A 25,652-nucleotide genomic window follows, 5' to 3' on the forward strand; every position below is an offset into this window, starting at 1 on the left:
CACACGGCTCACCATGGCGATCACCCTTTCCGTTCGGGACTGGGACGCGGACTAGGACGCGGACCCGGAATCCGGGGCGGATTCCGAGGCGGACTCGGACTCGATGAAGCGGGCCAGCCTGGCCACGCCCTCCTCGAGTTCGGGGTGCGTCGGGTAGCTGGTGGACAGGCGGATGGCGTGCTCGCCACCGCCGAGCGGGTAGAAGTACGACATCGGCGTCCAGATCACGCCGAACTCCTCGGCCGAGCGCGCCAGCGCGGCGTCGTCGGCGCGGAAGGGGACGTTCAGCGTCAGGAAGAACCCGCCGCTGGGCTTGTTCCAGCGCACCCCGAGGGCCGAGCGGCGCGGCTCGGGCAGGTGCTCGTCCAGCGCCTTCAGGGTCACCCGCATGGCGCCCTCGTAGTGGGCGACGGCCTCGGCGTTGATCTCCGCGAGCCGCCCCTCGCCGGCCAGCAGCATGCCCGCGGCGGCGGCCTGGCTCAGCGGCGAGGTGTTCACCGTGATCATGCTCTTGAGCTTGGTCAGCTCGTCCGCGAGCAGACCGGCGCCGGCCACCGGCTGGTCGGCGACCGCGTAGCCGACCCGGGCGCCGGGGAACAGCGTCTTGGAGAACGACCCCAGCTGGACGACCCGGCGGTCGCGGTCCAGCGACTTCAGGGTGGGCAGCTGCCGACCGGGGCTGACCAGCCGGTAGGGGCTGTCCTCCAGCACCAGCAGGTCCAGCCGTCCGGCCAGCTCCAGCAGCGCGTGACGGTTCGCCAGCGACATGGTGTTGCCCGACGGGTTGGCGTGGTCGGGCACCACGTAGAAGGCCCGCGGCCGGCGGCCCAGGGCGCGCTGCTCGCGCACCACGGCCTCCAGTTCGGCCGGGTCGAAACCGTCCTCGCGCTCGGCGACCGCGGCCAGCCCGATGTCGAGGATCCGCGCCGCGCCGGTGATGCCCACGTAGCAGGGGCTGGCCACCAGCAGGACGTCCTCGGGCCCGGAGATCAGCGCGCGCAGCGCCAGGGCCATCGCCTCCTGGCAGCCGACGGTGACCACGATCGAGTCCACCGGGACGTCGATGTCCTCCTCCGCGCGCAGCCAGTCGGCGATCAGCTCGCGGATCTGGCCCCGGGTCGGGCCGTACTGGAAGAGCGCCTCGCGCCGCTGCTCCGGCGTGAAGCCGCGCTCCTCCAGGTGGTCCAGGTAGCGGCGCAGGTAGTCGAAGATCTGCTCGGTCTCGAAGTGCTCGTCGTACGGCCGCCCCGGTGCGAAGGAGATCGCCCGCGGGTAGCGGCGGGTGATGTCGTTGAGGAAATTCATGGTGTCCAGTACCGGGTCGCTCAGACTCGGGTGCAGGTCCGCCATGCCCAGGCCGCCGCCGGGGGCCGTCGAGGCGGCCGGCGCGAGCGGCGCCGCGGCTGCCCCGGGCACGGCGGCCGCGGCGGTCCGCGGGCCGTCCCAGAGCAGCGCCGGGCCGGCCTCCGCGACCGAGCCGATCCCGGCCAGGCCCATCGCGTCCACGAGTTCGTCGACGACGATCCGCAGCACCCGCTCGGCGCCCTCCCGGCCGCCGGCCGCCAGGCCGTGCAGCACCGGGCGGCCGAGCAGCACCGCGTCGGCGCCCAGCGCCAGCGCGGCCAGCACGTCCGCGCCCCGGCGGACCCCGCCGTCGAGCAGCACCGGGCAAACCCCGGCGACCGCCCCGGCCACCTCGGCCAGCACCTCCAGCGTGGCGGGGACGCCGTCGAGTTGGCGGCCCCCGTGGTTGGAGACCACGATGCCGTCGGCGCCCGCCGCGACCGCCCGGCGGGCGTCCTCGGCGGACAGGATCCCCTTGAGCAGCACCGGCAGCCGACTGACCGAGCACAGCCAGTCCACCACCGACCAGTCCAGCGCCGGGTCGAACTCGGCGGCGGCGTGACCGCTCGGGGAGGAGTAGTCGGCGCCGGAGAGGTTCGCCGGGACGATCCCCTCCGGCAGCCGGAAGCCGTTGCGCAGGTCGCGGTTGCGGCGGCCCAGGTGCGGCGCGTCCACGGTCAGGACCAGCGCCTCCACCCCGGCCCGCTCGGCCCGCTCCACCAGCCGCCGGGTCTCCTCGCGGTCCCGGAAGCAGTAGACCTGCGCCCACAGCGGCGCCGTCGCGACGGCGGCGATGTCCTCGAAGCCGCGGCCGGCGAAGGTGCTGACGACCAGGGGGACGCCGACCGCGCCGGCCGCCTCGGCGGTGGCCGTCTCCCCCGCCGGGTCGGCGAGGGTGTGGTAGGCGACCGGGGCGACCGCCACCGGCGCCGCCCAGGTGCGCCCGAGGATCCGGGTGGCGGTGTCCGGGCGCCCGGCTCCGGTCAGCACCCGTGGGCGCAGCCGCACCTTCCGGAAGGCTTCGACGTTGGCGCGCAGGGTGCGCTCCTCGCCCGCGCCGCCGGCGATGAAGTCCCACACCGCCGGGTCCAGCCGGCGCCGGGCCGCCTCCTCGACGTCCGCCAGGGTCAGGGCGGATCTCACCTCGGTGCTCATTCGGCGACCACGCGGTCCCGCTCGACCGCCTCGTACAGCGCGCGGATGTTGGCGCTGCCGAAGCCCCGGGAGCCGCGGCGCTGGATCAGCTCGAAGAAGAGCGAGTTCCGCTCGTAGGGCGAGCGGGTGAACAACTGCAGCAGGTGGCCCCACTCGTCGCGGTCGGCCAGCACGTGCGCGGCCTGGAGGTCCGCGATCTCCTCGGAGAGGTCGCCCAGCCGCTCGGCGAGCATGTCGTAGTACGCGGCCGGGGTGCTCAGGAAGTCCACGCCCCTGGCGCGGAACTCGTGCACCGCCGGAACGATGTCGTCCACCAGAAAGGCCAGGTGCTGCACGCCCGGCCCGCTGTTGCGCTCCATGAAGCGGTCGATCTGCCCGGCCTGCTTGGCCGGGTCGGGCTCGATCAGGGTGAAGGTCGCGCCGCCGGTGGCGCTGCGCACCACGATCGAGTCCATCGCCTGGTCGCCGAACGCGACGTACTCCGAGGAGTAGCGCTCCAGGCCGAGGGCCCGCAGGTAGAAGTCGGTGGTCCCGGCCAGGGTCCCGGCCTCCAGGCAGACGGCTATGTGGTCCAGGCTGCGGATCCGCTCGGGCCGGCCGGCGGCGGCGTCCAGCGCCTTCCACTCGCGGCCGGCCGGCAGCCACCGGTCGCCCGCGACGGGCACCAGGCTGTGGCGGACGTCGCCGAAGCAGGCCACCGCCGGTCCGCCGCCCTCGACCGGGACGGGCCGCGCCCCGGCGTCCAGCGCCGCCCGGTAGGTCGCGTCGACGTCGTCCGTGCCCAGCGCGACATCGGCGATGCCGTCGCCGTGCGCGTCCAGGAACGCCTCGGTGCCCCGACCGGAGGTCACCACGATGCGGACCCCGCCGCAGCGCAGCGCGGTGGAGTCGGCACCACGCTCCGCCGACTCGGCCACCGGCGTGAAGCCCATCGCCTCCACGAAGTAGTCCAGAGCGGGCTTCGGCTCGCTCGTGTACAGCTCTACGTACTCGATGTCACGCACGCCCATGGCAGAGAACTCCCCACGCTGCGGATTGGCTAGTTTTTGTCAAGGAACTCGATGACGGCCGAATTGACCTCGGCCGGCCGTTCCAGATATCCGATGTGGCCGGCCCGCGGAATCCGCACGAGATCGCAGTCCGGAATGGCCTCGGCGACCTCCGCGCACAGGTGCGGCGGGGTGATCACGTCGTCTTCGAAGGCGATCACCCGGCACGGCACGGAAACGCCGCTCAGGGCCTCGCGCCGGTCGCCGTCCGGATCGGCCCAGGCCTGTCCCGGGGCCGCTCCGTCGTCGCCGGCCAGCTCGAACAGGTCGAGCCAGCGGGCGACCTCGTCGTCGTTGTCCCGGGTCGCGGGCGACAGCATCTGGAGCACCGTCGTGGCGGCCCGGTGGGCGGGCGGGACGGAGACGCCGTCCGCCAGCAGCGCGCGGTCCGCCAGCAACTGGGCCCGGCGGAACGCGTCGGTGCGCGCCCTGGTGCCGATCAGCACCGCGCAGCGGACCGACTCCGGGCTTTTCAGGGCCAGTTCCTGGGCGATCATGGCGCCCAGCGAGGTCCCGACCACCCGACACGGCCCGATCCCGAGGGCCTCGATCAGGCCCTTGGTGTCCTGGACCAGATCGGCCAGCGCGTAGCGCCCGGCCGGCGCGTCCGTCGGCGGGACGCCGCGGTTGTCGAAGGTGATCGCCCGGTAGCCGGCCCGGACCAGCGCCGGGGTCTGGTGCACCGTCCAGACCCGGCCGGAGGCGGCCGAGCCCATGATCAGCAGAACGGGTTCCCCGGTACCGGTGCTCTGATAGGAGATCCGAATGCCGTTGGCGTCCGCGAAAGGCATGTCGGTTACACCCCGCCCTTTCCCGGAAGGCCCTTGTCGTGACTCTTCGCCAGCATGTTCCTTCACCCCGTCGCCGGCCCGGTGAATTCCGGACCGGAGGACCATGACACAGCGCGGGTTCCGTCCTCAACGCCGTCCGTGGACACACCGGCCGGGAACCCGGCGCAGCGCGGACGGGGAATTCCGGAAATGCGCTCCGGGCGGACCGGGCGGGCGGCGTCCGCCGTCCGTTCAACCGAGCGGACGCCGCGGTTGAACGGACCCCGGGCCGTCCGGCGGGCGGACCGCCGGCGGGAGGGCGCGGAGCAGCATAACCGCCGGGGCGGCCCCGGCGGCAGCCGCGCACCGTGCACACGCGCCGCCGAACTCCATGTCGGACGGCCCGAGTTGGCTCGAGTGGTGGCTTGTTACCGATCCCGCCCTGCACATAGCCTCGACCCGCCCGACCATGTATCGGGCCAGGCTCCGAGCAGGCCCGACGCGGCCTCCGGGGCCGTCACCGGTCGGAACGCCGCCGCGCCGCGCCGCAACCTCCGCACGAACGTCGCCCCGGTCGGCGACCGTCCGGCCGTCCACCACGCGCGTGCCGCGCGGGACAGATCAGGAAGGCATTCAACTGTGAGTCTGTCGGGACCATTTCTACCGCGCATGGACAAGCGCGTCACCACACAACGGGTGCGACCGGGCACGCTGCGGCGGATCCTCCCGTACGCCGGCAACTGCCGCTGGGCGCTGGTGACCCTGGTGATCGCCGCGGTCACCGACGCGGTCATCACCGCCGGGAGCCCACTGATCCTCAAGGCGGTCATCGACGAGGGCATCCTGCCGGGCAAGCTGCGGGTGGTCGCCCTGCTGGCCGCGGGCGTCGCCGTGCTGGCCCTGGTCAGCGCGGTCGCCGTCTACGTCCAGACCTGGCTGTCGGCGCGGATCAGCGAGGGCCTGATCTACGACCTGCGGACCGAGGTCTTCGACCACGTGCAGCGCCAGCCGCTGGCGTTCTTCTCCCGCGCCCAGACCGGTTCGCTGGTCAGCCGGCTGAACTCGGACGTGATCGGCACTCAGCAGGCGGTCGGCTCCCTGCTGTCCCAGACGGTGTCCACGGTCCTGTCACTCGTCCTGATCACCGCCACGATGTTCTACCTGTCCTGGCAGATCACCCTGGTGGCGATGGTCCTGATCCCGCTGTTCTTCCTGCCCGCGAAGGCGATCGGCCGCCGGCTGCAGCGCCTCGCCCGGCACGGCATGGAGCTGGACGCCGAGATCGGCTCGCTGATGAACGAGCGGTTCAACGTCGGCGGCGCGATGCTCGCCAAGCTGTACGGGCGCCGGCAGGACGAGTCCGCGCTGTTCGCCCGGGAGGCCGGCCGGGTCCGCGACGTGAACATCACCCAGCTGACGATCAGCCGGCTGTTCTTCGTCATCGCGACCCTGCTCGCCAGCCTGATGACCGCGATGGTCTACGGCTTCGGAGGCGCCCTGGCGATCGACGGCTCCTTCGAGATCGGCACTCTGGTCGCGATGGCCACCCTGCTCGCCCGGGTCTACCAGCCGATCAACCAGATCTCCAGCATGCAGATCACCGTCATGACGGCGCTGGTGAGCTTCGACCGGGTCTTCGAGGTGCTGGACCTCAAGCCGCTGATCACCGACAAGCCGGACGCCCGTCCGCTGGACGCCGCGGCGAAGTCGCCGGACGTGGTGTTCGAGGACGTCTCGTTCCGCTACCCGGCCGCCGAGGAGGTCTCGCTCGCCTCGCTGGAGGCCGCCGCGTCCACCGCGGAGTCGGAGTCCGAGGCCTGGGTGCTGCGCGGCATGAGCTTCACCGTCGAGTCGGGCCGGATGACGGCGCTGGTCGGCCCCTCGGGCGCCGGCAAGAGCACCATCACCCAGCTGGTCCCCCGGCTGTACGACGCCACCGAGGGCACCGTCCGGGTCGGCGGCACGGACGTGCGCGACCTCGTCCAGGACTCGCTCGGGGCGGCCATCGGCGTGGTCTCCCAGGAGACCTACCTGTTCCACGACACCATCCGCGCCAACCTGGCGTACGCCCGGCCGGAGGCCACCGAGGAGGAACTGGTCGAGGCCTGCCGGACGGCCAGGATCTGGGAGACCGTCGCGGCGCTGCCGGACGGCCTGGACACCGTGGTCGGCGACCACGGCCACCGGCTCTCCGGCGGCCAGAAGCAGCGGCTGGCGCTGGCCCGGCTGCTGGTCAAGAACCCTCCGGTGGTGGTGCTCGACGAGGCCACCGCGCACCTGGACTCGGAGTCGGAGGCGGCGATCCAGCGCGCCCTCAAGGCCACCCTCGCGGACCGGACCTCGCTGGTGATCGCCCACCGGCTGTCCACCATCCGGGAGGCGGACCAGATCCTCTTCGTCGAGGCCGGCGAGATCCGCGAGCGCGGCACCCACGAGGAGCTGCTGGAGGCCGACGGCCGCTACGCCCAGCTCTACCGCGCCCAGTTCATCCGGCAGGCCGAGGCCGAGGCGGCCACCCTCCCGGCGGGCGGGCCGCGGGAGGACGCGCCGGCTGAGGACGGGGCGGACGGGGCCGACGGGGCCGACGGGGACCGGAACGCCGTAACGGCCGGTCGGGAGCCGACCGGCCGCTGAGGCCATGGTGCCGAGGGATCCGCGGCCGCTCCGCGTCAGTTGAGGCGGCCGCGGATCCGCCAGAAGGAGAGGGCGGACAGCCCGGCCGCGAGGACCGTGAAGATCAGGGTCTCCAGCAGCTGGAAGGTCCAGTACCGGTCGGCGGGCTGCTCGGAGATGTCCACGTGGATGTTGCCCTTGGCCAGGCACTCCGGCATCTCGGTGAGCGACTTGTTGTTGGTGCAGTCCTGGTACCAGTCGGAGTGGCCGACCGCCTTGCCGGAGGCGTCCAGGATCTCGGTGGTCTCCACCACCCACGGCCCGCCGGGCACCCGCAGGCCGCCGATCTCCCCGTAGGTCCCGATCTTCGTGAGGCCGCTGATCAGCGGGGCGGTGAGCGGCACCGTGGTCTTGACCGGGGTCTGGTAGTGCGGGCGGACCACGGACGGCATGACGACCTGGAGCACCGCGAAGACCACCAGGGTGGCGCCCATCGCGGGCACGGTGTGCCGGATGAACAGGCCGAAGGTCATCCCGAGCGCGAAGGCGAAGGCCGCGTAGCCGAGCGGGACGAGGTTGCGCGAGCCGAAGAGCGCCGGCTCGAAGCGGTTGTTCAGGATGGTGTTCACCGGGCCCGCGGCCCAGGTCAGCGCCACGCTGTAGACGCCGGCCACCGCCACGCTCAGCAGGCCGACGAAGCCGATCTTGACGGCCAGCCACCGGCCGCGGGTCACACTCTGGTTCCACACCAGCCGGTGGGTGCCGGCCTCCAGCTCGCGGGCGACCAGCGGGGCGCCCCAGAACACGCCGATCAGCCCGGGCACGGCCAGCAGCAGGTAGCTCAGCAGGTCCACCTGGCCGCCGTACTCGTCGGCGACGGAGGCGAGCTGCCCGGTACAGCCGCCACCGCCCGCGCAGCGCGCGAGGGTGTCGTCGTAGGAGCCGTGGATCTGGGTGCCGAGCACCACCAGATAGACCGCGAGCAGGACCAGCGCGGTCAGGCCCACCAGCGCCTGGACACGGAACTGACGCCAGGTCAGCCAGATCATCGGTGAGCCTCCGTCGACATCGGAACGATACGGGCGGTGCCCTCGTTCGCACGGGTCATGTAGGCGAGGACGAGTTCCTCGAGGTCGACGGAGTCCACGCGCCACGGGCCGACCGACAGCAGGCCGCCCTCGGCGTGGACGATCGCGGTGCTCTCGCGCAGCGTGTGCTCGACCCGGATCGGCTCCACCCCGACGGGGAAGCGCTCGAAGTCGGAGCGGGCGCCGGTGATCCGGTAGTGCCGCGACAGCAGGTCCGACACGTCGCCGGCCAGCTGGATCCGGTGGTCGGCCAGGACCACCAGGTAGTCGCAGACCCGCTCGACGTCGGGCAGCGCGTGCGAGGAGAGGATCGCACTCGCGCCGAGGTCGACGATGAACTCCATCAGGTTGTCCAGGAAGCCTGAGCGCGCCAGCGGGTCGAGCGCGGCCGCCGGCTCGTCGAAGATCAGCAGCTCGGGCCGCTTGGCCGCCGCGACGGTGAGCGCCAGCTGGGCCCGCTGGCCGCCGGAGAGCCGGCCCGCCCTCTGCTTGGGGTCCAGGCCGATCTGGGCGATCCGCCGCTGCGCCAGCGCGCCGTCCCAGGTCGGGTTCAGCCGGGCGCCCAGGCGCAGGTGGTCCGCCACGGACAGGTCGCCGTACACCGGCGTGTCCTGGGCGACGAAGCCGACCTTGGCCAGGTGGGCCGGGTTGGCGGCGGGCTCGGCGCCCAGCACGCGGATGGTGCCCTCGGTGGGCTTGATCAGTCCGCAGGACATGTTCAGCAGCGTCGACTTGCCGGCGCCGTTGGGGCCGACCAAGCCGATCACCCGCCCCTGCGGGATGTTCAGGTCGCAGTCGACCAGCGCCTGGTGGCGGCCGTATCGCTTGCCGAGTTTCACGGCTTCGAGTACCGGTGTCATGTGGGTCTTTCCCTCGATCGAGGATCGCGAAGTGGTCGTGGTGCGGGGGTGTCCGGAGCCCGGTCCCCGGCCGGGGGGCGGGCGGCGTCAGCGGCGCGGAGCGCGCCTGGAGCGGTACTTCTTGACGCCCCAGTAGGCCCCGTAGACCACCGCGGCGAGCACCACCAGGTTGAGCGCCCACCAGGCGTACAGCAGCGGACTGCGCACGGTCTTCTCGGCCTCGGCGGCGACGGCGAGGAGGGCGGGGGCGGAGGAGGTCAGATCAGCCATGACCTCAGCCTGCTGGTCACGCGCCCGCGCCCGCACCGGCCGAAAGGACGGTCCGGGCCCGCCCGCTCCTACTTTCGGCCGGTTCGGCCGCCGGTACCCGATCGCGTAGCGTGCACAGGGTGATTACCGCTCTTCGATCGGCCGCCGGGCCGAGGGCCGCGGTCAACACGGCGCTGGGCACCGTGTTCGCCGCCGTCCTGTCCGTCATGGCCGCGCAGTACGCGTCCCAGGGCCGGCCCTGGGCCTTCGACACCGGCGTCGGCCTGCTGGTCTGCGTGATCGCCCTGGCCCGCGAGTGGAACCGCGCGTGGGCGGCCGTCGCCGGACTGGTGGTCGCGGGCGGAGCCGCCGTGATCGCCGGACTGGCCGACCTGCCCGGCGAGCCCGGCCCCGGCGCGGTCCTGGCGCTGCTGGTCCTCGGCGGCTCGGCCATCCGGGCACTGCCCCGCCGGAAGGCCGGTGCGATCGCCGCGGGCGGCCTGGTGCTGATGGTCTCCGGCTGGCTGACCCGGGACGGCCCGAGCACCGCCTTCCGGGTGGGCACCGAGGTCTGGGTGCTGGCCCTCGGGGTCGGCCTGCTGCTGCGCTTCCTGGACTACCGCCGCCGCACCGCCGCCGAGGCCGTACGGCACGACGAGCGGCTGATCCTGGCCCGGGAGCTGCACGACGTGGTCGCCCACCACATCACCGGGATCGTGGTGCAGGCCCAGGCCGCCCGGATCGTCGGCCGCTCGCGGCCCGAGACGCTGGACGGGACCCTCGCGGGCATCGAGGGGGCGGGCGCCGAGGCGCTGGCCGCGATGCGCCGGGTGGTCGGGCTGCTGCGCGACTCCGACGACGTGGTCACCACCTCCCCCACCCCGCACGGCCTGGACCACCTGCCCGAACTCGTCCAGCGCTTCGAGGGCCACGGGCCGGACATCGAACTGCGGCTGCCCGAAGCGCCGCTGCCCTGGCCCCCCGAGGTGGACACCACCGTCTACCGGATCGTCCAGGAGTCCCTGACCAACATCGCCCGGCACGCCTCGCAGGCGCGCTCCGCGGTCGTCGACATCGCCCAGGGCCGGGAGGGCGTCACCATCTCCATCACCAACGACGTGCCGGCCGGCCACGGCCGGGCCCGGCACCTCCAGAAGGGCGGCTTCGGCCTGATCGGCATGCGCGAACGCGTCGAGGCGCTCGGCGGCACGCTGACCGTCGGCCCGGAGGCCGGCGCCGGCTGGTCGGTGCTGGCCACCGTGCCGGTCCTGGTGAAGGAGTCGCGTTGACCATCAACGTCCTGCTCGCCGACGACCAGGCGATGATCCGCGGCGGCCTGAAGCTCATCCTGGAGGACCAGGACGACATCACCGTGGTCGGCGAGGCCGCGGACGGCGCCGAGGCGGTCGACCTGGCGCGGCGGCTGCGCCCCGACGTCTGCCTGGTGGACATCCGGATGCCCAAGCTGGACGGCATCGAGGTCACCCGGGCGCTGTCCGGCGCCCATGTCGCCGACCCGCTGCGGGTGGTCATCGTCACCACCTTCGACCTCGACGAGTACGTGCACGGCGCCCTGCACGCCGGGGCGGTCGGCTTCGTGCTGAAGGACGCCGGACCGGCCCTGCTGGTCGAGGCGGTCCGGGCCGCCAGCGCCGGCGACGCGCTGATCTCCCCGTCGATCACCCTGCGGCTGCTGCGCAATCTGGCGCCGACCCGGCACAGCAGGGTGACCGGGCCGGCGCAGCCGCTCTCGCTGCGGGAGATCGAGGTCATCCGGGCCATCGCCAGGGGGCGCACCAACCAGGAGATCGCCACCGCGCTGTTCATCTCGCTGAGCACGGTCAAGAGCCATCTGGCGACCATCCAGAACAAGCTCCGGGTGCGCAACCGGGTGGAGATCGCGGCCTGGGCCTGGGAGAGCCGGCTGATGGACGACGCCGGGCCCGCGCTCTGACGCCTCCGCACGAACGGGCCGGGCGCCACTCCGTCCCATCGGGAGTGGCGCCCGGCCCGCGGTGCGCGCGGGCCCGCGGCTCAGCCCGCCGCGTTGCGGACCACCTCGACGAACTGGGCCGCGACGGAGTTGCGGTAGAAGTCCTGCATGGACACCTGGGGCAGGCCCTGCTCGCGCAGCTCGCGCAGCAGCCGGACCACCAGCAGCGAGTTGCCGCCGAGTTCGAAGAAGTTGTCCCGCAGCCCCACCTCGGTGTTGAGCAGCCGCTCCCAGAGCGCCAGCACGGCGGCCGCGGTCGGATCGCCGGCCCGGCCGTCCCCCGGCTCCGCCACATCGGACGGGCCGGACGGGCCGGACGGGTCGGCCGGTGCGGGCCCGGACGGCTCCTCGGCCATCCCCGCCAGCACGGCCAGGTCGGCCTTGCCGTTGGCGGTCAGCGGGATGGCGTCGATCCGGGTGAAGGTGGCCGGCAGCATGTAGTCGGGCAGCATGCCGGCGGCGTGCGCGCGCAGCTCCCGGCCGTCCAGCCGGCCGCCGCGCGCCACGAAGTACGCGTCCAGGCGGGCGGTGTCCCGGTCGCCCTCGGTGGCGTGGCGCAGCGCCACGGCCGCTGCGGCGACCGCCGGGTGGCCGAGCAGCACGCCGCGGATCTCGTCCAGCTCGATCCGGTGGCCGCGGAGCTTCACCTGGCTGTCGATCCGGCCCAGGTGGTCCAGCCGGCCGTCCGGCCGCAGCCGGCCGAGGTCGCCGGAGCGGTACACCCGGGCGCCGTCCGGGTCGGTGACGAAGCGTTCGGCGGTCAGCTCGGGGCGGTTCAGATAGCCCTGGGCGACGCCGGCGCCGCCGACGAAGATCTCCCCGGCGACCCCGGCCGGCAGCACCCGGCCCCGGGGGTCGCGCACCGACAGCGACCAGCCCGGCAGCGCCCGGCCGACACTGCGGCTGCCGGCCACCACCTCGGCCGGGGTCAGCGTCTGCTCGGTCACGTGCACCGTGGTCTCGGTGATCCCGAACATGTTGGTCAGCCGGCAGGAGGTGTGCGAGTGGCGGGTGAACCAGGCGGCAAGCATGCCGGTGTCCAGCGGCTCGCCGCCGAAGACCACCAGTCGCAGCGCCAACCGGCCCTCGCGCCGGGCGTCTGCCTCGATGAACTGGGCGAACGCGGACGGCGTCTGGCTCAGTACGGTGACCTGCCGCCGCTCGACCAGCTCGTAGAAGACCTCGGTGTCCCGCGAAGCCCAGTACGGCACCACGACCAGTCGGCCGCCGGTGAGCAGGCAGCCCCAGATCTCCCACACCGAGAAGTCGAAGGCGCAGGAGTGGAAGAAGGTCCAGGTGTCCTCGCCGCCCAGGCCGAACCCCGCCGTGGCGGCCTCCACCAGGGCGGCCACATTGCGGTGCGGGACCACGACGCCCTTGGGCCGGCCGGTGGAGCCCGAGGTGTAGATGACGTAGGCCGGGCCCGCGCCCTCCGCTCCTGCCGCTCCTGCCGCGCCGTCCACGCCCGGGGCGTCGGCGAGGCCGGACAGCTCCTCCGGCGAGACCTGCCGGACGCCGCCCGCCTCCGGGAGCGCGCCCGGCAGGGCGACGGCGAGCTTCGCGCCCGCGTCCTCCATGGTGTAGCGCAGCCGCTCGGCCGGGTAGCGGATGTCCACCGGCACGTAGGCGCAGCCGGCCTTGAGCACGCCGAGCAGCACCACGACCAGTTCGGCGGTGCGCTCCAGGGCGACCACCACGGTGTCCCCGGGTGCGGCGCCGAGCGTCCGCAGGCCCGCGGCCACCCGGTCGGCCCGCCGGTCCAGCTCCGCGTAGCCCAGTTCGCCGTCCTCGTCGACCAGGGCCACCGCCTCCGGCTGCCGGGCGGCGACCCGGGCGAACAGCTCGTGCACGGTGCGCCCGGCGTCCGGCGCCGGGTCCCCGGCGGCGGGCGTGGCACCGGCCCGCAGCAGGCGCTCGCGCTCGGCCGCCCCGATCAGCTCGACGTCACCCAGCGCGAGGTCCGGCGAGGCGGCCAACTGCTGAGCCACCCGGGTCAGATGGGCGGCCAGGTCGCGGGCGACGGCGGGCGCCAGGTCGCGCTCGCGGTAGTGGAGGGTGCCGCGCACGGTCCCGTCGGCGGCGCGCCGCCAGACCACCAGGGCGGGCAGCGGCGGCGCCAGGAAGGGGCGGTAGTGCTCCCCGGGCCGGTCCTCGTCGAGGACGACGCCGATCCACGGGTTCACCCGGCCGGCCGGCGCGCCGTCCGTTGGCTGCGGGTACTGGGCGAGGTGCTCGCGGACGGTCCGCTCCGGGCGGCAGTCCACCCGGTGCACCCAGTGGTCGGAGCCGGAATCGGCGGTCGACCACACCGCCAGCTCCGGTTCCACGGTGTCGCCGTGGCGGCCCACGGTGACAGCGGTGGCCGCCAGCAGCAGTTCGTCGGTGACGGCGGCCGGGAGCGGCTCGACGGCGGCCTCGCCGTACACTCCGCGCGCCTCCGGGTCGCCGAGGCCCCACTCGGGCGCGGTGTCCGGGCCGGGTTGCGGCAGGGTGGCGACGGTCGCGGGCGCGGGCCGGTCCGCCACGCCGGGCAGGCCGTCGGCGGCGGGCCGCCCACCGGTGAGGACGGCCGCGAGCTGCCGCAGTCCGGCTCCACCCAGGGCCGAGCGGCGGGCGACCAGGACCAGGTCGGCCACCCCGTCCGCGTGCTCGATCAGGACGGCGCGCACCGTCCGGGCGCCGTGCAGCGGGCGCTGCGCCTCGGTGCGCAGCCGTTCGAGCGCGGCGGGGTCGTCGGACCGGGCCGCGCCGGGTTCGCGCCAGACCCGCAGCCCGGCGAGGGCCTCGTGCGAACCGGCCACCGTCCGTGCCCGGGCGTGCACCGACTCGGCGGTGACGTCGCCGGCGAGCCGGACGGTGAGACTGTGGCAGCCGCCGGCCCCCCGGCCGGCCTGCCCTGCGGCCACGCGGTAGCGCAGGCCGTGTGCCATGAGGACTCCTGACATGTGGGCGCCGGCCTCGCCGTCGGGGCGGGCCGGCGCGTAGCCGTCGTTCTGCCTGCCGATCACTTCGCGACGAAGCCGCCGTCCACGGTCAGCGTGGTGCCGGTGACCTGGAACGAGTCCCGCCCGGCCAGCCAGAGGGCGGCGCCGGCGATGTCCTGCGGCTCGATCAGCCGGTTCATCGGCTGGGCGCGGGTGAAGACCTCCTCGTGCTCCTCGACCGCCACCTCCAGGGAGCGGGCGATCTCGGCCAGCATCCGGCCCTCGACCAGCGGGTCGTCCCGGACGGAGCCGGGGCACAGCGCGTTCACCCGCACCCGGTAGGGCGCGTAGTCCAGCGCCGCCGCCTTGGTGAGGCCGATCAGCCCGTGCTTGGCGGCGACGTAGCCGGCGAAGTTCCGGTAGCCGACCAGGCCCGCGGTGGAGGAGACGTTGACGATGCTGCCCTCGCGCCGGGCGACCATCGCGGGCGCGAACGCCTTGATCATGTGCCAGGCGCCGGTGAGGTCGGTGTCGATCATCAGCTGCCACTCGTCGCCGCTGATCTCATGGGTCGCCTTGCCCGACGGCGCGGCGATGCCCGCGCCGTTGACCAGCACCTGGACCGCGCCGAAGCGCTCCAGCGCCTGCTCGGCCACCGCCGCGCAGGCGTCGAGGTCGCGCACGTCGGCGCTCTCGGTGAGGACGGCGGCGCCGCGCTCGCGGCAGAGGTCCGCGGTGTGGCCGAGCTGGTTCTCGGTTCCCAACGGGTAGGGCACTCCGGGGAGTTGCCCGCCGATGTCGACCAGCACCAGGTCCGCGCCCTCCTCGGCGAAGCGGACGGCGCAGGCGCGGCCCAGTCCCCGGGCGGCCCCGGTGACGACCGCGGTCATCCCCTGGAGCCGCATCACCGGCCGTCCCGGCCGGCCGTGGTCGCGGTGACCGCGGCCAGCAGCGCGTCGGCCGCGTCGACCAGGTACATGTGCTGCCCAGGGAGCTCCCGGTAGGAGAACCCGCCGGTGGTGGCCCCGGCCCACTCACGGGCCTGTTCGGCGCTCACCAGGGCGTCGGCGTCGCCGCGCAGCGAGGTGACCGGCGCCGCGATCGGCGTCCGGCCCTGCGGCCGGTAGTTCTCGTGCATCTCGACGTCCGCCCGCAGCAGCGGCAGCAGCAGCTCCCGCAGCTCCGGCTCGTTCAGGGCGTCGTGCCGGTAGCCGGCGAACTGCTCGACCTTGGCCACGAACTCGTCGTCGCCGAGGCCGGTGGCCCGCTCGGAACGGCCGCTCCACGGGCCGGGCGAGCCGCTCACGAAGACGTGCTCGGGCCCCCTGCCGTCCAGCCGGGCCAGCTGCCCGGCCACCTCGAAGGCGAGCACGGCGCCCAGGCTGTGCCCGAACAGCGCGTAGGAGTCGAAGCCGCGCACCTGCTCGGCGATCTTCGGGGCGAGCTCCTCGGCCGCGGTGACCGCGTCCTTGTACATCGGCTCGGCGAACAGTTCCTCACGGCCCGGCAGCTGGACCGCGACGATACTCGGGCAGCCGTCCGGAAGGTCCTTCCAGGCTCGGTAGAAGCCCGCGCCGCCGCCCGCGAAAGGAAGGCATACCAGTGCCCGGTTCATACATTTCTCCCTGGCGTGTTCTGCGGTCCCCCCAGGTCGATGGGTGGCCACGGGCAGGCAAAAGACCGCGGCGACCGCGGAGTTGGGGGGGTTACCGGCCCGACTGTACTGATCACGGCCGCCGCACGGCCAGGCGCCGGCCGCCACCCCCGAACCCACCCCGAACACGTACAACCGCCGCGGCGGCTCGGTTGAACACCGTCACCGGGCCGCCGCTTGATACCCGCCCCCGGGCCCGCCTACCCTCGGAACGCGCGACGACCAGGACGATACCCGCCAGGCCGAGGACCGGCGGGACGGGCGACGCTGTACTGGGTGGTCTCGACGCTGCGCAACGCACCGAACCCCGCGGTGCGGTCGCGGCTGGCGGCCGGCGGACGACCACATGGCCAGGCCGCGGTCTGCACGACGATGCCGAGCGCGAAGAAGCCCGTCAGGGACGCGAGACCGTACAGCAGCAGCAACGGTGTGTGCGGCGCCCGAACGTCGTTGTTCGTCCACCGTCTCAGCTTCGCCACCCGCTCCAGCCAGTCCATGGCCGTCAAGGGTTTTCCGCAGCCCCGACGCTGCCTCAGCTGCGGGCTTCATGTCAGCCTTGCCTATGAACCCGGCCGTCCCGTCAGACATGCGGCGAGCTACCGCCGCCCTGGCACTTCACGGTGATCAGCCGCGGTGCGCTGCGGGCCGCCCCTTGGATGCCGAGCTGTAGGACGCCCATGCCTGGGCCAGGATCGCTGTGCCGAGGCACGACACCTGTCACCGGTAGCCACGAGGCGGACCGATATCCGATCGGGACGGGACTCGGCCGCCGTGACGGTGCACCGGTCATGCAGGGGCTGGTTGGCTGCCGGTGCGGCCGGCCCCGAATTCCCGGCGCCTCCCCTATTCCGGCCACGCCGGGAATTCACTCCCGGAACACCGGCCCCGCCCGCCCCGTTCGAAACCGGTAGATCCCGCCGGGATCGGTCCGCGGGCGCCTCCTGCGCCGTTTCGGTGCAACGGGCAAACCCGCCGTGCTAGCTTCGGCGGGCGAGTCCTGAGGGTCGATTCACACCCGGCGAGGGGCTGTAAGGGGGAGGTCCTGTGGCGGAGGGATTCACGGTGGACCTGGCGGCCTTGGAAAAGGCCGCCTCCGGGATCACCGGCACGGTGGCGAAGCTCCAGTTCAGAAAGGTGAAGGACCTCGATCCCAGGAAGGACGAGATCGGGCACGGACACCTGGCCGACGTCCTGGAGAAGTTCTGCACCCGCTGGGAGATCGGCGTCGAGCACCTGGTCAAGGACGCCGCCCAGGTCTCGCAGCGCCTGACCGCGAGCGTCAAGGCCTACCGCGAGGTCGACGGAACCCTCTTCGGCCAGCCGGGCGGCACGGTGACCCGTCCGGGCGGCGAGGACCCCGGGGTGAAGTAGTGGCCAAGAACCTCGGGCAGACCGGTGACCCCAGCGAACTCGTCCCGGGGAACCCCGAAACGATCGCCTCGACCGTCGCCTGGCTCAAGAGCTACGGCGACATCCTGCACTCGACCGGCGAGGGCCTCAAGCGCATCGACACCGTCGAAGGCTGGTCCGGCAAGGCCGGCGACGCGTTCCGGCACGCCTTCCACGGCGAGCCCAAGAAGTGGCTGGTGGCCGGCGACTGCTTCCACGACGCCTCCACGGCGCTGGCCGACTACCGGTGGACGCTGGCCTGGGCCCAGGAACGGGCCGCCGACGCGATCCGGCAGTGGAACGAGGGCCAGAGCGCCACGGGCAAGGCCAGGTCCGAGCACCAGGACGCGGAGCGCAACGCCGGGCACGAACTGCCCTTCACCGATCCCGGCGAGGGCGCCCGGGCGGCCGCGAACCAGACTCTCAAGACCGCGCGGGAGCAGCTCAAGAGCGCGGGCGACACTGCGGCGCGCACGATCGCCAAGGCCCGCGACAAGGCTCCCGAGGAGCCCGGCTGGCTGGACAAGGTGGGCGACTTCTTCTCCGACGCCGGCGACTTCGCCCTGGACCTCGGCAAGACCGCCGTCGAGGACCTGGCCTCGGTGGGCAACGCGATGGTCCACGACCCGGGCGCGGTGCTGGAGGTCGCGGGCGGCCTCGGCCTGGCCGCCCTGGGCGCCGGAGGCGAGGTGCTGGGCGCCGGCCTCGACCTCACCGGCGCGGGCGCCGTGATCGGCGTGCCCGTGAACGTGCTCTCCGCCGGGGTGATCGCCACCGGCCTGGGCGTGGCCGGCATCGGCGCGGGCCAGATCATCGAGGACGCGGCGGGCCCCGACCGGGTCCACATGGAGGGGAACGGCGGGGGCGGGGGCGGCGGCGCGGGCGAGGTCCGCACCCAGCCGTCCAGGGCCCCCGACCCCAACGCCACGCCGCAGGGGTCCACCACCCGGATCAACCCGGAGGACGCCGCCGAGAACCGGCTCGCGCTCCAGCGGGAGAACGAGTCGGCGGAGATCCTGGCGAAGCAGGGCTACCACGTCGAGCAGAACCCGTCGGTCCCCGGTCCTAAGAATCCCGACTACCGGATCGAGGGCGAGATCTTCGACTGCGTCTCACCCAGCAGCCGGAGTGCCCGGAACGTCGGTTCGAGGATCGAGGAGAAGGTCCTGGAAGGCCAGACCAGCCGGATCGTCGTCAACCTCGCGGATTCCCCGGTGGAGGTCTCGGCCCTCAAGGCCCAGCTCCACGACTGGCCGATCGAAGGGCTCCAGGAGGCCGTGGTGATCGACCGGCAGGGCAATATCCTGCACATCTACCCCTAGCGCATCCGAACGGATCCCAGCCATGTCGATCTCCCACAGCTTCAACCTGGCCACGCCACTGTCGATCGCCGAGGTGGCCGACGTGCTGGACGACGTCGCGCGGGGCGCCGGACTGTTCGATACGACCACCGCCGCGGCCGACCTGCTCACCGACGGCGTCGTCACCAGGTACGGCACCTGGATCCGGGTCTTCGCCCCCAACCCCAGGCCGTGGAACCCACTGGTCACCGACCTCCGCATCACCCCGACCGTCTCGGTCGCCTTCCGGCTGGACAAGACCACCGACCTGTCGGGACAGGAGGACGACGTCGTCCGGGTGGTCGCGGGCCTCCTGGACCGGGTCCCGGGCGACACGGTGCTCCAGTACCACTACGAGATCATCTGGCTCCTGCGACGCGGCGGCGAACTCAGCCTCAACGAGCGGGACGACCTCTGGCCGCCCGACCGCCTGGCCCTCGTCCCCCGCCCCTTCACCCGCGAGACACACGTCTTCTCCGACGAGGACTGATCCCGCGCCCTGCGCACCGACGTCGACGGGGATCAGAGCAGGCCGAGCGCCGGCATCAGGCAGTCGACGGCGAAGACGGTGTGCATCGGAAGGGGACCTGCCGAGGGTCTGTCCCGCTTCTCACCATGAGGAGACGAGGAGCTGAGCAGACCGTCGACGTCCCGTGCCGTGAGTCCTGTGGAACCGATGTGGTCCCCCGGCCGTGGGCTCCCTACGAGGGGCCGTTCCAGTCGGACCCGCCCGGACGGGGCATCGGTAGCCACGGCTCCGGCAACCCCGCGGGCGGCACAAGGGTCGTGGTGCACCAGTTCATGGTCCGGCAGGCCCGCCGGGCTTCGTTCGCGTAAATGTGACGCCCTCTCAGCAGACTTGACTGCCCTGCCGCCCAGGGAAGGCGAGGCTGCATCAGCGCCAGCACCAGCCCTTCGCGCCTCGCCGGAGGTCGACCTGGCCCCTTCGGCAGGCGCCCCCCGGGGGGCCGGCAGGCCGGCAACCTCGCGCAGGTGCGAACGTGCGCCCGCCGCACACGGTTACGGCAGGCCTTCGGCCGATGGCTGCGGTCCCCGACTGGCCCCCGGCAGGATCACGGAGCGGCGGCATCGCAGCCGCCCACCACCTGTCGGGCCATCAGCAAAAAGGCCGTTGATCTGGGATTTCTCCCGATCAACGGCCTTCCGACATCACTGTCGGGACGACAGGATTTGAACCTGCGACCCCTTGACCCCCAGTCAAGTGCGCTACCAAGCTGCGCCACGTCCCGCGGTCTCGTGGCCCGGGCTGAGCCTGGGGGGCTCGGCTTCGGGTTTCTCGACCTTGTCGGCCGGTTCACCCGGCGACGAGGAAAACAATACAGCACGTCGGGGGGTGCTCGCTGCAGGGTTGTCGGGGGTGGGTGGGGCAGCGGGTCAGGGGGTGGGGTGGCGGGCGTCGTAGCGGAGGAAGGCGGGGCGGCGGGCGGCGAGGAGGAGGATGGCGGCGACGCAGGCGAGGCCGCCGCTGACGACGGAGACGGTCGGGCTGGTGAGGGAGGCGACGGCGCCGGACTCGAAGTCGCCGAGGCGGGGGCCGCCGGCGACGATCACGATGAAGACGCCCTGGAGGCGGCCGCGCATCTCGTCGGGGGCGGCGACCTGCATCATCGTGTTGCGGAAGATCATGCTGATGGTGTCGGCGCAGCCGGCGGCGGCGAGCAGGAGGAGGCCGAGCCAGAGGTTGCGGGCCAGGCCGAAGGCGGCGATGGCGAGGCCCCAGGCGGCGACGGCGGTCATGACGGCGGCGCCCTGGCGGTGGATGCGGCCTACCCAGCCGGAGAAGAGGGCGCCGGCCAGGGCGCCGACGGCGGGGGCGGCGGCGAGCAGGCCGACGGTGCGGGCGTCGCCGCCGTAGAAGGTGACGGCGAGGGCCGGGAAGAGGGCGCGCGGCATGCCGAAGATCATCGCGGCGAGGTCGGCGAGGAAGCTGGTGCGCAGGTTGGGCTGCTCGCGCAGGAAGCGGAGGCCGTCGAGGACGGAGGCGCGGCCCTTGCGTTCGCCGAGCGGGAGCATGGCGGGCAGGCGCCACATCGCGTAGAGGGTGGCCGCGAAGGCGACGGTGTCGACCAGGTAGGCGGCCTGGACGCCGTAGGCGCCGATGAGGACACCGCCGATCATGGGGCCGACGGTGAGGCCGAGGTTCATGCTGACGGTGTTCAGGGCGTTGGCGGCGGGGAGCTGTTCGGCGGGGACGAGGCGCGGGATCATCGCCGAGCGGGCGGGTGAGGCGAGCGCGAAGAAGGCCGCCTGGAGGGCGACCGCGGCGTAGAGGACCGCGACCAGCCCGAGGCCGGCGATCGCCTGGGCGGCGAGGACGGCGGAGACGACGGCGAGGCCGGCCGAGCCGATCAGGCCGAGGCGGCGGCGGTCGGCGGTGTCGGCGATGGCGCCGCCGTACAGGCCGAAGGCGATCAGCGGGACCAGGGAGAAGAGACCGACCAGGCCGGTGGCGAAGGTGGAACCGGTCAGGTCGTAGACCTGGACGGAGACGGCGACGGCCGTCATCTGCTGGCCGATGGAGGAGATGGACTGGCCGAACCACACCCGTCGGTAGTCGGCGTGGTCGCGCAAGGGGCTGAGGTCGGCGAAGGCCCCGCGGGCCAGCCGCCGGTAGCGGGAGGAGGACGGAGGGACTGCGAGCGGGGCGACGGCGGGGGCCGGCGGCGAGTCTCCGTCGGTCGGCGAATTGGCAGGATGATTGGTCGACACAGTGCCCCATCGTCGCCCCGGCCGCCCCGGCCGCGGACACCGGGGGCGCCTGTGACCGCTTGCCCCGACGTCATCGCCACCCGGTGGGACGGCTCCGCCCCCCGAACGGACCCGTGCACCACGAACCCCGCCCCGACCGGAGGAGCCGCCACGCGACCGTCCGGGGCGAGCGCCCGGCCCCGGAGGCGCCCGCCGGACCGGGCGGGTGCCTCCGCGGCAACGGGCCCTACCGGGTGAGGACCTGCTTCTCGCCCGCCTCCACCGCGAAGTCCAGCCGGTTGCCCGGCGGCGGGAAGGGGCAGATGAAGTGGTCCGCGAAGGCGCAGGGCGGCAGGTAGGCGCGGTTGAGGTCGAGCACCGTGCGGCCGTCCTGGTCGGGGGCGGGCAGGGTGACGAACCGGAAGCGGTAGGTGTCCCGGCCGCTGGTCGCGTCGGCGATCACCCCGCTCAACCGGCCGTCGCCCGAGCGGCTGACCGTCAGGGTGCGGTGCTCGCCCGCGACGGTGAACGCGACCTGCCCGGTCACCGCGAGCGGGCGCTCCTTGCCGTCGGCGTTCGGGACGAGCACCGTCTGCCCGGTGCCGTCCTCGAAGGGGGTGAAGACCGCCGGAACGGCCCACTCCGGCGCATAGGGGTAGGCCGAGATCCCGGCGAACGACGCTCGCCCGGGCGCGTCCGGGTCGAAGACCCGCAGGGCCGGCTCGCCCTCGCGCTCGATCGGCACCAGCAGCACCTCGCCGAGCGCGGCGGTGTCCGCCGCCGGATCGGTGTCCGGGCGCAGCAGCACCTCGCCGTCGACGGGGGCACCCGCCCCCGCGACGGCGATGCCGTCGGCCGCCGCCGCCCGCAGCCGCACGCCCTCCGCGTCCGCCCACCAGAGCCCGGGCAGGCCGGCGATCGCCGCCGGCTCCGGCTCCAGCCAGTGCGTACCGGTCAGCGCCAGCTGGCCGTGCGGCGCGCTGACGGTCGCCGCCCGTCCGTCGCTCCAGTGCTGCCATTCCTCCGCGGCCGTCGCCGTCATCGGCTCGCCCTCCCACTCCGGTCAAGGGCCCGCGGGGCGGGCCGTCCGTTCTCCGTCACCCCATCGAACATCCGGTACCCGGGCGGGGCATTCCCGGCCGGGGACACCGTCGCACGGCCGTCGCAAAGCCGTCGCACCACCGTCACGCCGGTTCACGCCTGTCACATCGGTTCACGCCGGTCAACACGCCGTTCGCGGCACAGCCGCCCGTCAGGCCTTGATCCGGCGGAACAGTCCCTCCTGCACCACCGACACCACCAGCTGACCGCTCCGGTCGAAGATCTGCCCGCGCGCCAGGCCGCGGGCGCCGTGGGCGATCGGGGACTCCTGCTGGTAGAGCAGCCAGTCGTCGGTGCGGAACGGCCGGTGGAACCACATCGCGTGGTCCAGCGAGGCCATGTCGAAGTGCCGGGTGCCCCAGAGCGGCTCGACCGGGGCCCGGACCGCGTCCAGCAGCGTCATGTCGGACGCGTAGGTGAGCGCGCAGACGTGGATCAGCGGGTCGTCCGGCAGCGCGCCGTTGGTGCGCAGCCAGACGCCGCTGCGCGCCTCGACCCCGGCGAGCTCCTCGGTGCTCCAGCGCAACCGGTCGACGTAGCGGATGTCGAAGGGCTGGCGCCGGCTGATGAACGGAGGCAGCTCGCCGAGCCGGGAACCGACCTCGTCCAGCGCGCTCGGCAGCTTCTCCGGACCGGGCACGTCGGGCATCGGGTACTGGTGCTCGATGCTGTCGGGCTCCGGGGCGTGGAAGTCGGCGGTCAGCGCGAAGATCGACCGACCGCCCTGGATCGCCAGCACTCGGCGGGTGGTGAACGAGCGGCCGTCCCGGAGCCGGTCCACCTGGTAGACGATCGGCACCCCCGGCACGCCGGGCCGCAGGAAGTACGCGTGCAGCGAGTGCACCGGGCGGTCGTCGTCCACGGTGCGCCCCGCCGCCACCAGCGCCTGGCCGGCCACCTGCCCGCCGAACGTGCGCTGGAGCGCCTCCTCGGGGCTGCGCCCGCGGAAGATGTTCAGCTCGATCTGCTCGAGGTCCAGCAGTGCGACGAGATCGTCGACCGGGGTAGCCATGGGACACGTCCTCTCCGGGCCGCCGCCCGGGCCGGAGGTCTTCCGCCCCGACGTCGGCAGCCCGTTCTCTCGAATTCTCCAGCTCAATCGAATTCCTCGGCGAGCCGGGACATTCCCCTCACTCGGGCCGACCGCACCAATTCACTCGAACGAGGTCGAACAGTAGCCCCTGCGCGGAATGTCGCCGCAGGTGGGAGCGGTCCGGCGCCGGTCACAGGCGTCACAGGCGTCACAGGCGTCACAGGCCCGACTGCCGGACGGTGATGTTCAGCCGTCCCGTCAGCCCCAGCGCCGGGTCCGCCGTCCCGGGCAGGGTCCGCACCACGCCGTGGTACGCGAACCGGGCCGGGCCGCCGAACACCAGCAGGTCGCCGCCGCGCAGCTCCAGATCGGTCCACGGCCTGGTCCTGGTCTCCGTGTTGCCGAGCCGGAAGACGCAGGTGTCGCCGAGCGACAACGAGACCACCGGGGCGTCGACGCGCTCGTCGCGGTCCTGGTGCAGGCCCATCCGGGCACCGTGCGGGTAGTGGTTGACGATCGCGACGTCCGGCTCGTAGCCGACGGCCCCGGCGATACCGCCGACTCCGCCGACTCCGCCGACTCCGCCGACTCCACTGGCTCCGCCACCACCACGTTCGCCCTCGTCCACGCCCGCCGCCCCGTACGCCTCGGCCACCGCCCGCCGGGCGAGCGCGCCGAGCTCGGACGGGAAGGGTTTGACCGGGGTGCCGTCCTCGGCGGTGCCGGAGTAGCCGTAGGGATACCAGTGCAGACCCAGACCGACCATGCGGACGGACATCGTCCCGCCGGTGGGCATCCGGACGGTGTGCATCCCGGCGGGAGGACGCGCCCACGCCCGGCAGGCGGCGACCAGGCGCAGCTGCGCCGCCGCGTCCAGCCAGCCGGGGAGCAACACCGCCCCCGGAGCCGGCTCGGACCGTCCGCGGTCGGGGGAGGCGTCGAAGAGTCCGCCGAACAACTCGCCCTGGGTCACGCCCCCATCCTCGCGCATCCCTCCGACAACGGCCGGATACTGCAGGGACCGGACGCGGCCACCGCCACCGGGCCCGGAAACCACCGGGAACACCGGGAACCGGGAACACCGGGAACACCGGAAGCCCCGGAAACCACCGGAGACCCCCGGCAGCCCCGGACACGCCGGAAGCCCCGACGGCCGCCCTCCCGCAGTGCGGAAGGGCGGCCGTGGAGGCGTGGACCGGCCGGCGTCCGAGACCGGACGCCGCCGGATCGACCGGTCTCGGACCGGCCGGCGTCGGATCAGACGGTGAGGGTCTGGCCCGGGAGGATCAGGTCCGGGTTGCCACCGATGACCTTGGCGTTGTTGTCGTACAGGGCGTGCCAGTCGATGCCCTTGGCGGCGGCGATGCTGCTCAGGGTGTCGCCGGCCTTGACGGTGTAGGTGCCGTTGACCTGCTTGGCGTCGTTCGAGGTCCAGGACTTGCCGGACTTCGCGGCCTTGTCGGCCTTGGACGCGGCGTCGGCCTTCGGCGCGGCCTTGGGAGCCTCGACAGCCTTGGGGGTCTCGACGGCCTTCGGGGCCTCGACGGCCTTCGGCGCGGCCTTGGGGGCCTCGACGGCCTTCGGCGCGGCGGCCTTCGGAGCCTCGGTGGCCTTGGGGGCGGCCGGCTTCGGGGCCTCGGTGGCCTTCGGGGTGGAGGTGTCGACCGCGGCGGCGGCGCCGCCCTTGGTCAGACCGGCCTTGACGGAGCAGACGGGCCAGGCGCCCGGACCCTGCGAGGCGAGAACCTTCTCGGCGACGGCGATCTGCTGCGCCTTGGTGGCCAGGTTGGCCTGCGAGGCGTAGGCGGTGCCACCGAAGGCGGCCCAGGTGCTGGAGGTGAACTGCAGACCGCCGTAGAAACCGTTGCCGGTGTTGATGGCCCAGTTGCCACCGCTCTCGCACTGGGCGACAGCGTCCCAGGTGGAGACGGAGGCGGCCGAGGCCGAGGTGGCCGTGACGAGGCCGGCCACCGGCAGGGCCGCGACAGCGGCGCCCGCCACGACAGCCATCCGGACGCGGTTGCGCTTGGTGGCGGTGGTGGTGGCAGCGGCGATCTCGTTACGGAAGGTCATGAGGTTCCTCTCGACAGCCCCGGGAGGGCATGCGGAACCAAGCCCTGGAGGGGGTCTGGAATCGCTCGCCGCGTCCGTCGGGCGGCCGGGTACGTGTCGGACGTTCCGTGCCGCCCCGGCCACCCACCACACACCGGCGACCTGTTCGAGCGGTCGCGTCGGGGGGCACCGCCGGCGCCGGTGCGAAACCGGCGGGCTGTGCGTCGGGGGTGAACCCGGGTGGTGCTCGTTGCACCGCCAATGAAGCTACGAGGCGGGCGGCCGGGGTTCAAACAGCCGGAGGTCTCCCCAGCTCAGCACGGGGTTAC

At 73.4% G+C, this 25,652-nt stretch carries 20 protein-coding genes, 1 tRNA gene and 2 pseudogenes; 6 read left to right on the plus strand and 17 right to left on the minus strand.

Going from position 1 to position 25,652, the window contains the following annotated elements; translation table 11 throughout:
• Positions 1 to 51: 51 nt before the first annotated feature.
• From BLU95_RS45830 to BLU95_RS11380, 4 genes and pseudogenes are all read right to left on the minus strand, one after another.
• Positions 52 to 1,491, minus strand: a complete 1,440-nt coding sequence (locus tag BLU95_RS45830; protein ID WP_502689863.1) for an aminotransferase-like domain-containing protein — start codon at positions 1,489 to 1,491, stop codon at positions 52 to 54.
• 12 nt (positions 1,492 to 1,503) lie between these two features.
• Positions 1,504 to 2,499: pseudogene (locus BLU95_RS45835) on the minus strand (alpha-hydroxy acid oxidase); the annotation flags it as partial.
• Positions 2,496 to 3,509, minus strand: a complete 1,014-nt coding sequence (gene hppD / locus BLU95_RS11375; RefSeq protein WP_093859919.1) for a 4-hydroxyphenylpyruvate dioxygenase — start codon at positions 3,507 to 3,509, stop codon at positions 2,496 to 2,498. The gene hppD and the pseudogene BLU95_RS45835, both read right to left, overlap by 4 nt.
• 29 nt (positions 3,510 to 3,538) lie before the next feature.
• Positions 3,539 to 4,339 (minus strand): alpha/beta fold hydrolase, encoded by an 801-nt coding sequence (locus BLU95_RS11380; RefSeq protein ID WP_093859920.1) that lies wholly within the window; start codon positions 4,337 to 4,339, stop codon positions 3,539 to 3,541.
• A 648-nt stretch (positions 4,340 to 4,987) separates the two neighbouring features.
• Here BLU95_RS11380 and BLU95_RS11385 point away from each other — a divergent pair.
• On the plus strand, positions 4,988 to 6,952 hold the full coding sequence (locus BLU95_RS11385; protein WP_093859921.1) for an ABC transporter ATP-binding protein: 1,965 nt from the start codon (positions 4,988 to 4,990) through the stop codon (positions 6,950 to 6,952).
• Positions 6,953 to 6,987: 35 nt separating this feature from the next.
• Here the strand turns inward: BLU95_RS11385 and BLU95_RS11390 are convergent, their stop codons facing one another.
• From BLU95_RS11390 to BLU95_RS11400, 3 genes are all read right to left on the minus strand, one after another.
• Positions 6,988 to 7,980, minus strand: a complete 993-nt coding sequence (locus BLU95_RS11390) for an ABC transporter permease (protein WP_093859922.1) — start codon at positions 7,978 to 7,980, stop codon at positions 6,988 to 6,990.
• Positions 7,977 to 8,879, minus strand: a complete 903-nt coding sequence (locus BLU95_RS11395) for an ABC transporter ATP-binding protein (RefSeq protein WP_093859923.1) — start codon at positions 8,877 to 8,879, stop codon at positions 7,977 to 7,979. The genes BLU95_RS11390 and BLU95_RS11395 overlap by 4 nt, the downstream gene beginning before the upstream one ends.
• An 87-nt stretch (positions 8,880 to 8,966) precedes the next feature.
• On the minus strand, positions 8,967 to 9,149 hold the full coding sequence (locus tag BLU95_RS11400) for a hypothetical protein (protein WP_159424859.1): 183 nt from the start codon (positions 9,147 to 9,149) through the stop codon (positions 8,967 to 8,969).
• Between the two features lie 119 nt (positions 9,150 to 9,268).
• Between BLU95_RS11400 and BLU95_RS11405 the strand changes: the two genes are divergently transcribed.
• The gene (locus BLU95_RS11405) at positions 9,269 to 10,417 is read left to right on the plus strand and encodes a sensor histidine kinase (protein ID WP_159424860.1); all 1,149 of its coding nucleotides are present in this window, start codon (positions 9,269 to 9,271) and stop codon (positions 10,415 to 10,417) included.
• Positions 10,414 to 11,082 carry a response regulator gene (locus tag BLU95_RS11410; RefSeq protein ID WP_093859926.1) on the plus strand — a complete coding sequence of 223 codons (669 nt, stop codon included), beginning with the start codon at positions 10,414 to 10,416 and terminating at the stop codon, positions 11,080 to 11,082. The genes BLU95_RS11405 and BLU95_RS11410 overlap by 4 nt, the downstream gene beginning before the upstream one ends.
• A gap of 80 nt (positions 11,083 to 11,162) precedes the next feature.
• Here the strand turns inward: BLU95_RS11410 and BLU95_RS11415 are convergent, their stop codons facing one another.
• From BLU95_RS11415 to BLU95_RS41415, 4 genes and pseudogenes are all read right to left on the minus strand, one after another.
• Positions 11,163 to 14,129, minus strand: a complete 2,967-nt coding sequence (locus tag BLU95_RS11415) for an amino acid adenylation domain-containing protein (protein WP_093859927.1) — start codon at positions 14,127 to 14,129, stop codon at positions 11,163 to 11,165.
• The gene (locus BLU95_RS11420) at positions 14,126 to 14,950 is read right to left on the minus strand and encodes an SDR family oxidoreductase (RefSeq protein WP_093859928.1); all 825 of its coding nucleotides are present in this window, start codon (positions 14,948 to 14,950) and stop codon (positions 14,126 to 14,128) included. Before BLU95_RS11420 ends, BLU95_RS11415 begins: the two co-directional genes overlap by 4 nt.
• Complete coding sequence (locus BLU95_RS11425) at positions 14,950 to 15,660, minus strand: thioesterase II family protein (protein WP_093859929.1); 711 nt, start codon at positions 15,658 to 15,660, stop codon at positions 14,950 to 14,952. Before BLU95_RS11425 ends, BLU95_RS11420 begins: the two co-directional genes overlap by 1 nt.
• A gap of 443 nt (positions 15,661 to 16,103) precedes the next feature.
• Positions 16,104 to 16,196, minus strand: a pseudogene (locus BLU95_RS41415) (phosphorothioated DNA-binding restriction endonuclease); the annotation flags it as partial.
• A 547-nt stretch (positions 16,197 to 16,743) separates the two neighbouring features.
• Here BLU95_RS41415 and BLU95_RS11435 point away from each other — a divergent pair.
• From BLU95_RS11435 to BLU95_RS11445, 3 genes are read left to right on the plus strand one after another with little or no spacing between them, the layout of a single operon-like run.
• Positions 16,744 to 17,070 (plus strand): hypothetical protein, encoded by a 327-nt coding sequence (locus BLU95_RS11435; RefSeq protein ID WP_093859931.1) that lies wholly within the window; start codon positions 16,744 to 16,746, stop codon positions 17,068 to 17,070.
• Complete coding sequence (locus BLU95_RS43250; protein ID WP_197698751.1) at positions 17,070 to 18,410, plus strand: putative T7SS-secreted protein; 1,341 nt, start codon at positions 17,070 to 17,072, stop codon at positions 18,408 to 18,410. The genes BLU95_RS11435 and BLU95_RS43250 overlap by 1 nt, the downstream gene beginning before the upstream one ends.
• A gap of 22 nt (positions 18,411 to 18,432) precedes the next feature.
• On the plus strand, positions 18,433 to 18,918 hold the full coding sequence (locus BLU95_RS11445) for a SitI3 family protein (RefSeq protein ID WP_093859932.1): 486 nt from the start codon (positions 18,433 to 18,435) through the stop codon (positions 18,916 to 18,918).
• 686 nt (positions 18,919 to 19,604) lie between these two features.
• Here BLU95_RS11445 and BLU95_RS11450 read toward each other — a convergent pair.
• The 6 genes from BLU95_RS11450 to BLU95_RS11475 form a co-directional block, all read right to left on the minus strand.
• Positions 19,605 to 19,678, minus strand: a tRNA-Pro gene (locus BLU95_RS11450).
• 145 nt (positions 19,679 to 19,823) lie between these two features.
• Positions 19,824 to 21,158, minus strand: coding sequence for an MFS transporter (locus BLU95_RS11455; protein ID WP_093859933.1), 1,335 nt, complete (start codon positions 21,156 to 21,158; stop codon positions 19,824 to 19,826).
• Between the two features lie 226 nt (positions 21,159 to 21,384).
• A complete protein-coding gene (locus tag BLU95_RS11460; RefSeq protein WP_093859934.1) occupies positions 21,385 to 22,179 on the minus strand; it encodes a DUF1684 domain-containing protein in 795 nt (264 codons plus the stop codon).
• Positions 22,180 to 22,389: 210 nt separating this feature from the next.
• On the minus strand, positions 22,390 to 23,250 hold the full coding sequence (locus tag BLU95_RS11465) for an acyl-CoA thioesterase (protein ID WP_093859935.1): 861 nt from the start codon (positions 23,248 to 23,250) through the stop codon (positions 22,390 to 22,392).
• A gap of 238 nt (positions 23,251 to 23,488) precedes the next feature.
• On the minus strand, positions 23,489 to 24,262 hold the full coding sequence (locus BLU95_RS11470) for an alpha-ketoglutarate-dependent dioxygenase AlkB (protein ID WP_093859936.1): 774 nt from the start codon (positions 24,260 to 24,262) through the stop codon (positions 23,489 to 23,491).
• A gap of 266 nt (positions 24,263 to 24,528) precedes the next feature.
• Positions 24,529 to 25,344, minus strand: coding sequence for a LysM peptidoglycan-binding domain-containing protein (locus tag BLU95_RS11475; protein WP_093859937.1), 816 nt, complete (start codon positions 25,342 to 25,344; stop codon positions 24,529 to 24,531).
• Positions 25,345 to 25,652 lie beyond the last annotated feature (308 nt).

This window comes from Streptomyces sp. TLI_053, from assembly GCF_900105395.1.
In the GTDB taxonomy this organism is placed as follows: Bacteria; Actinomycetota; Actinomycetes; order Streptomycetales; family Streptomycetaceae; genus Kitasatospora.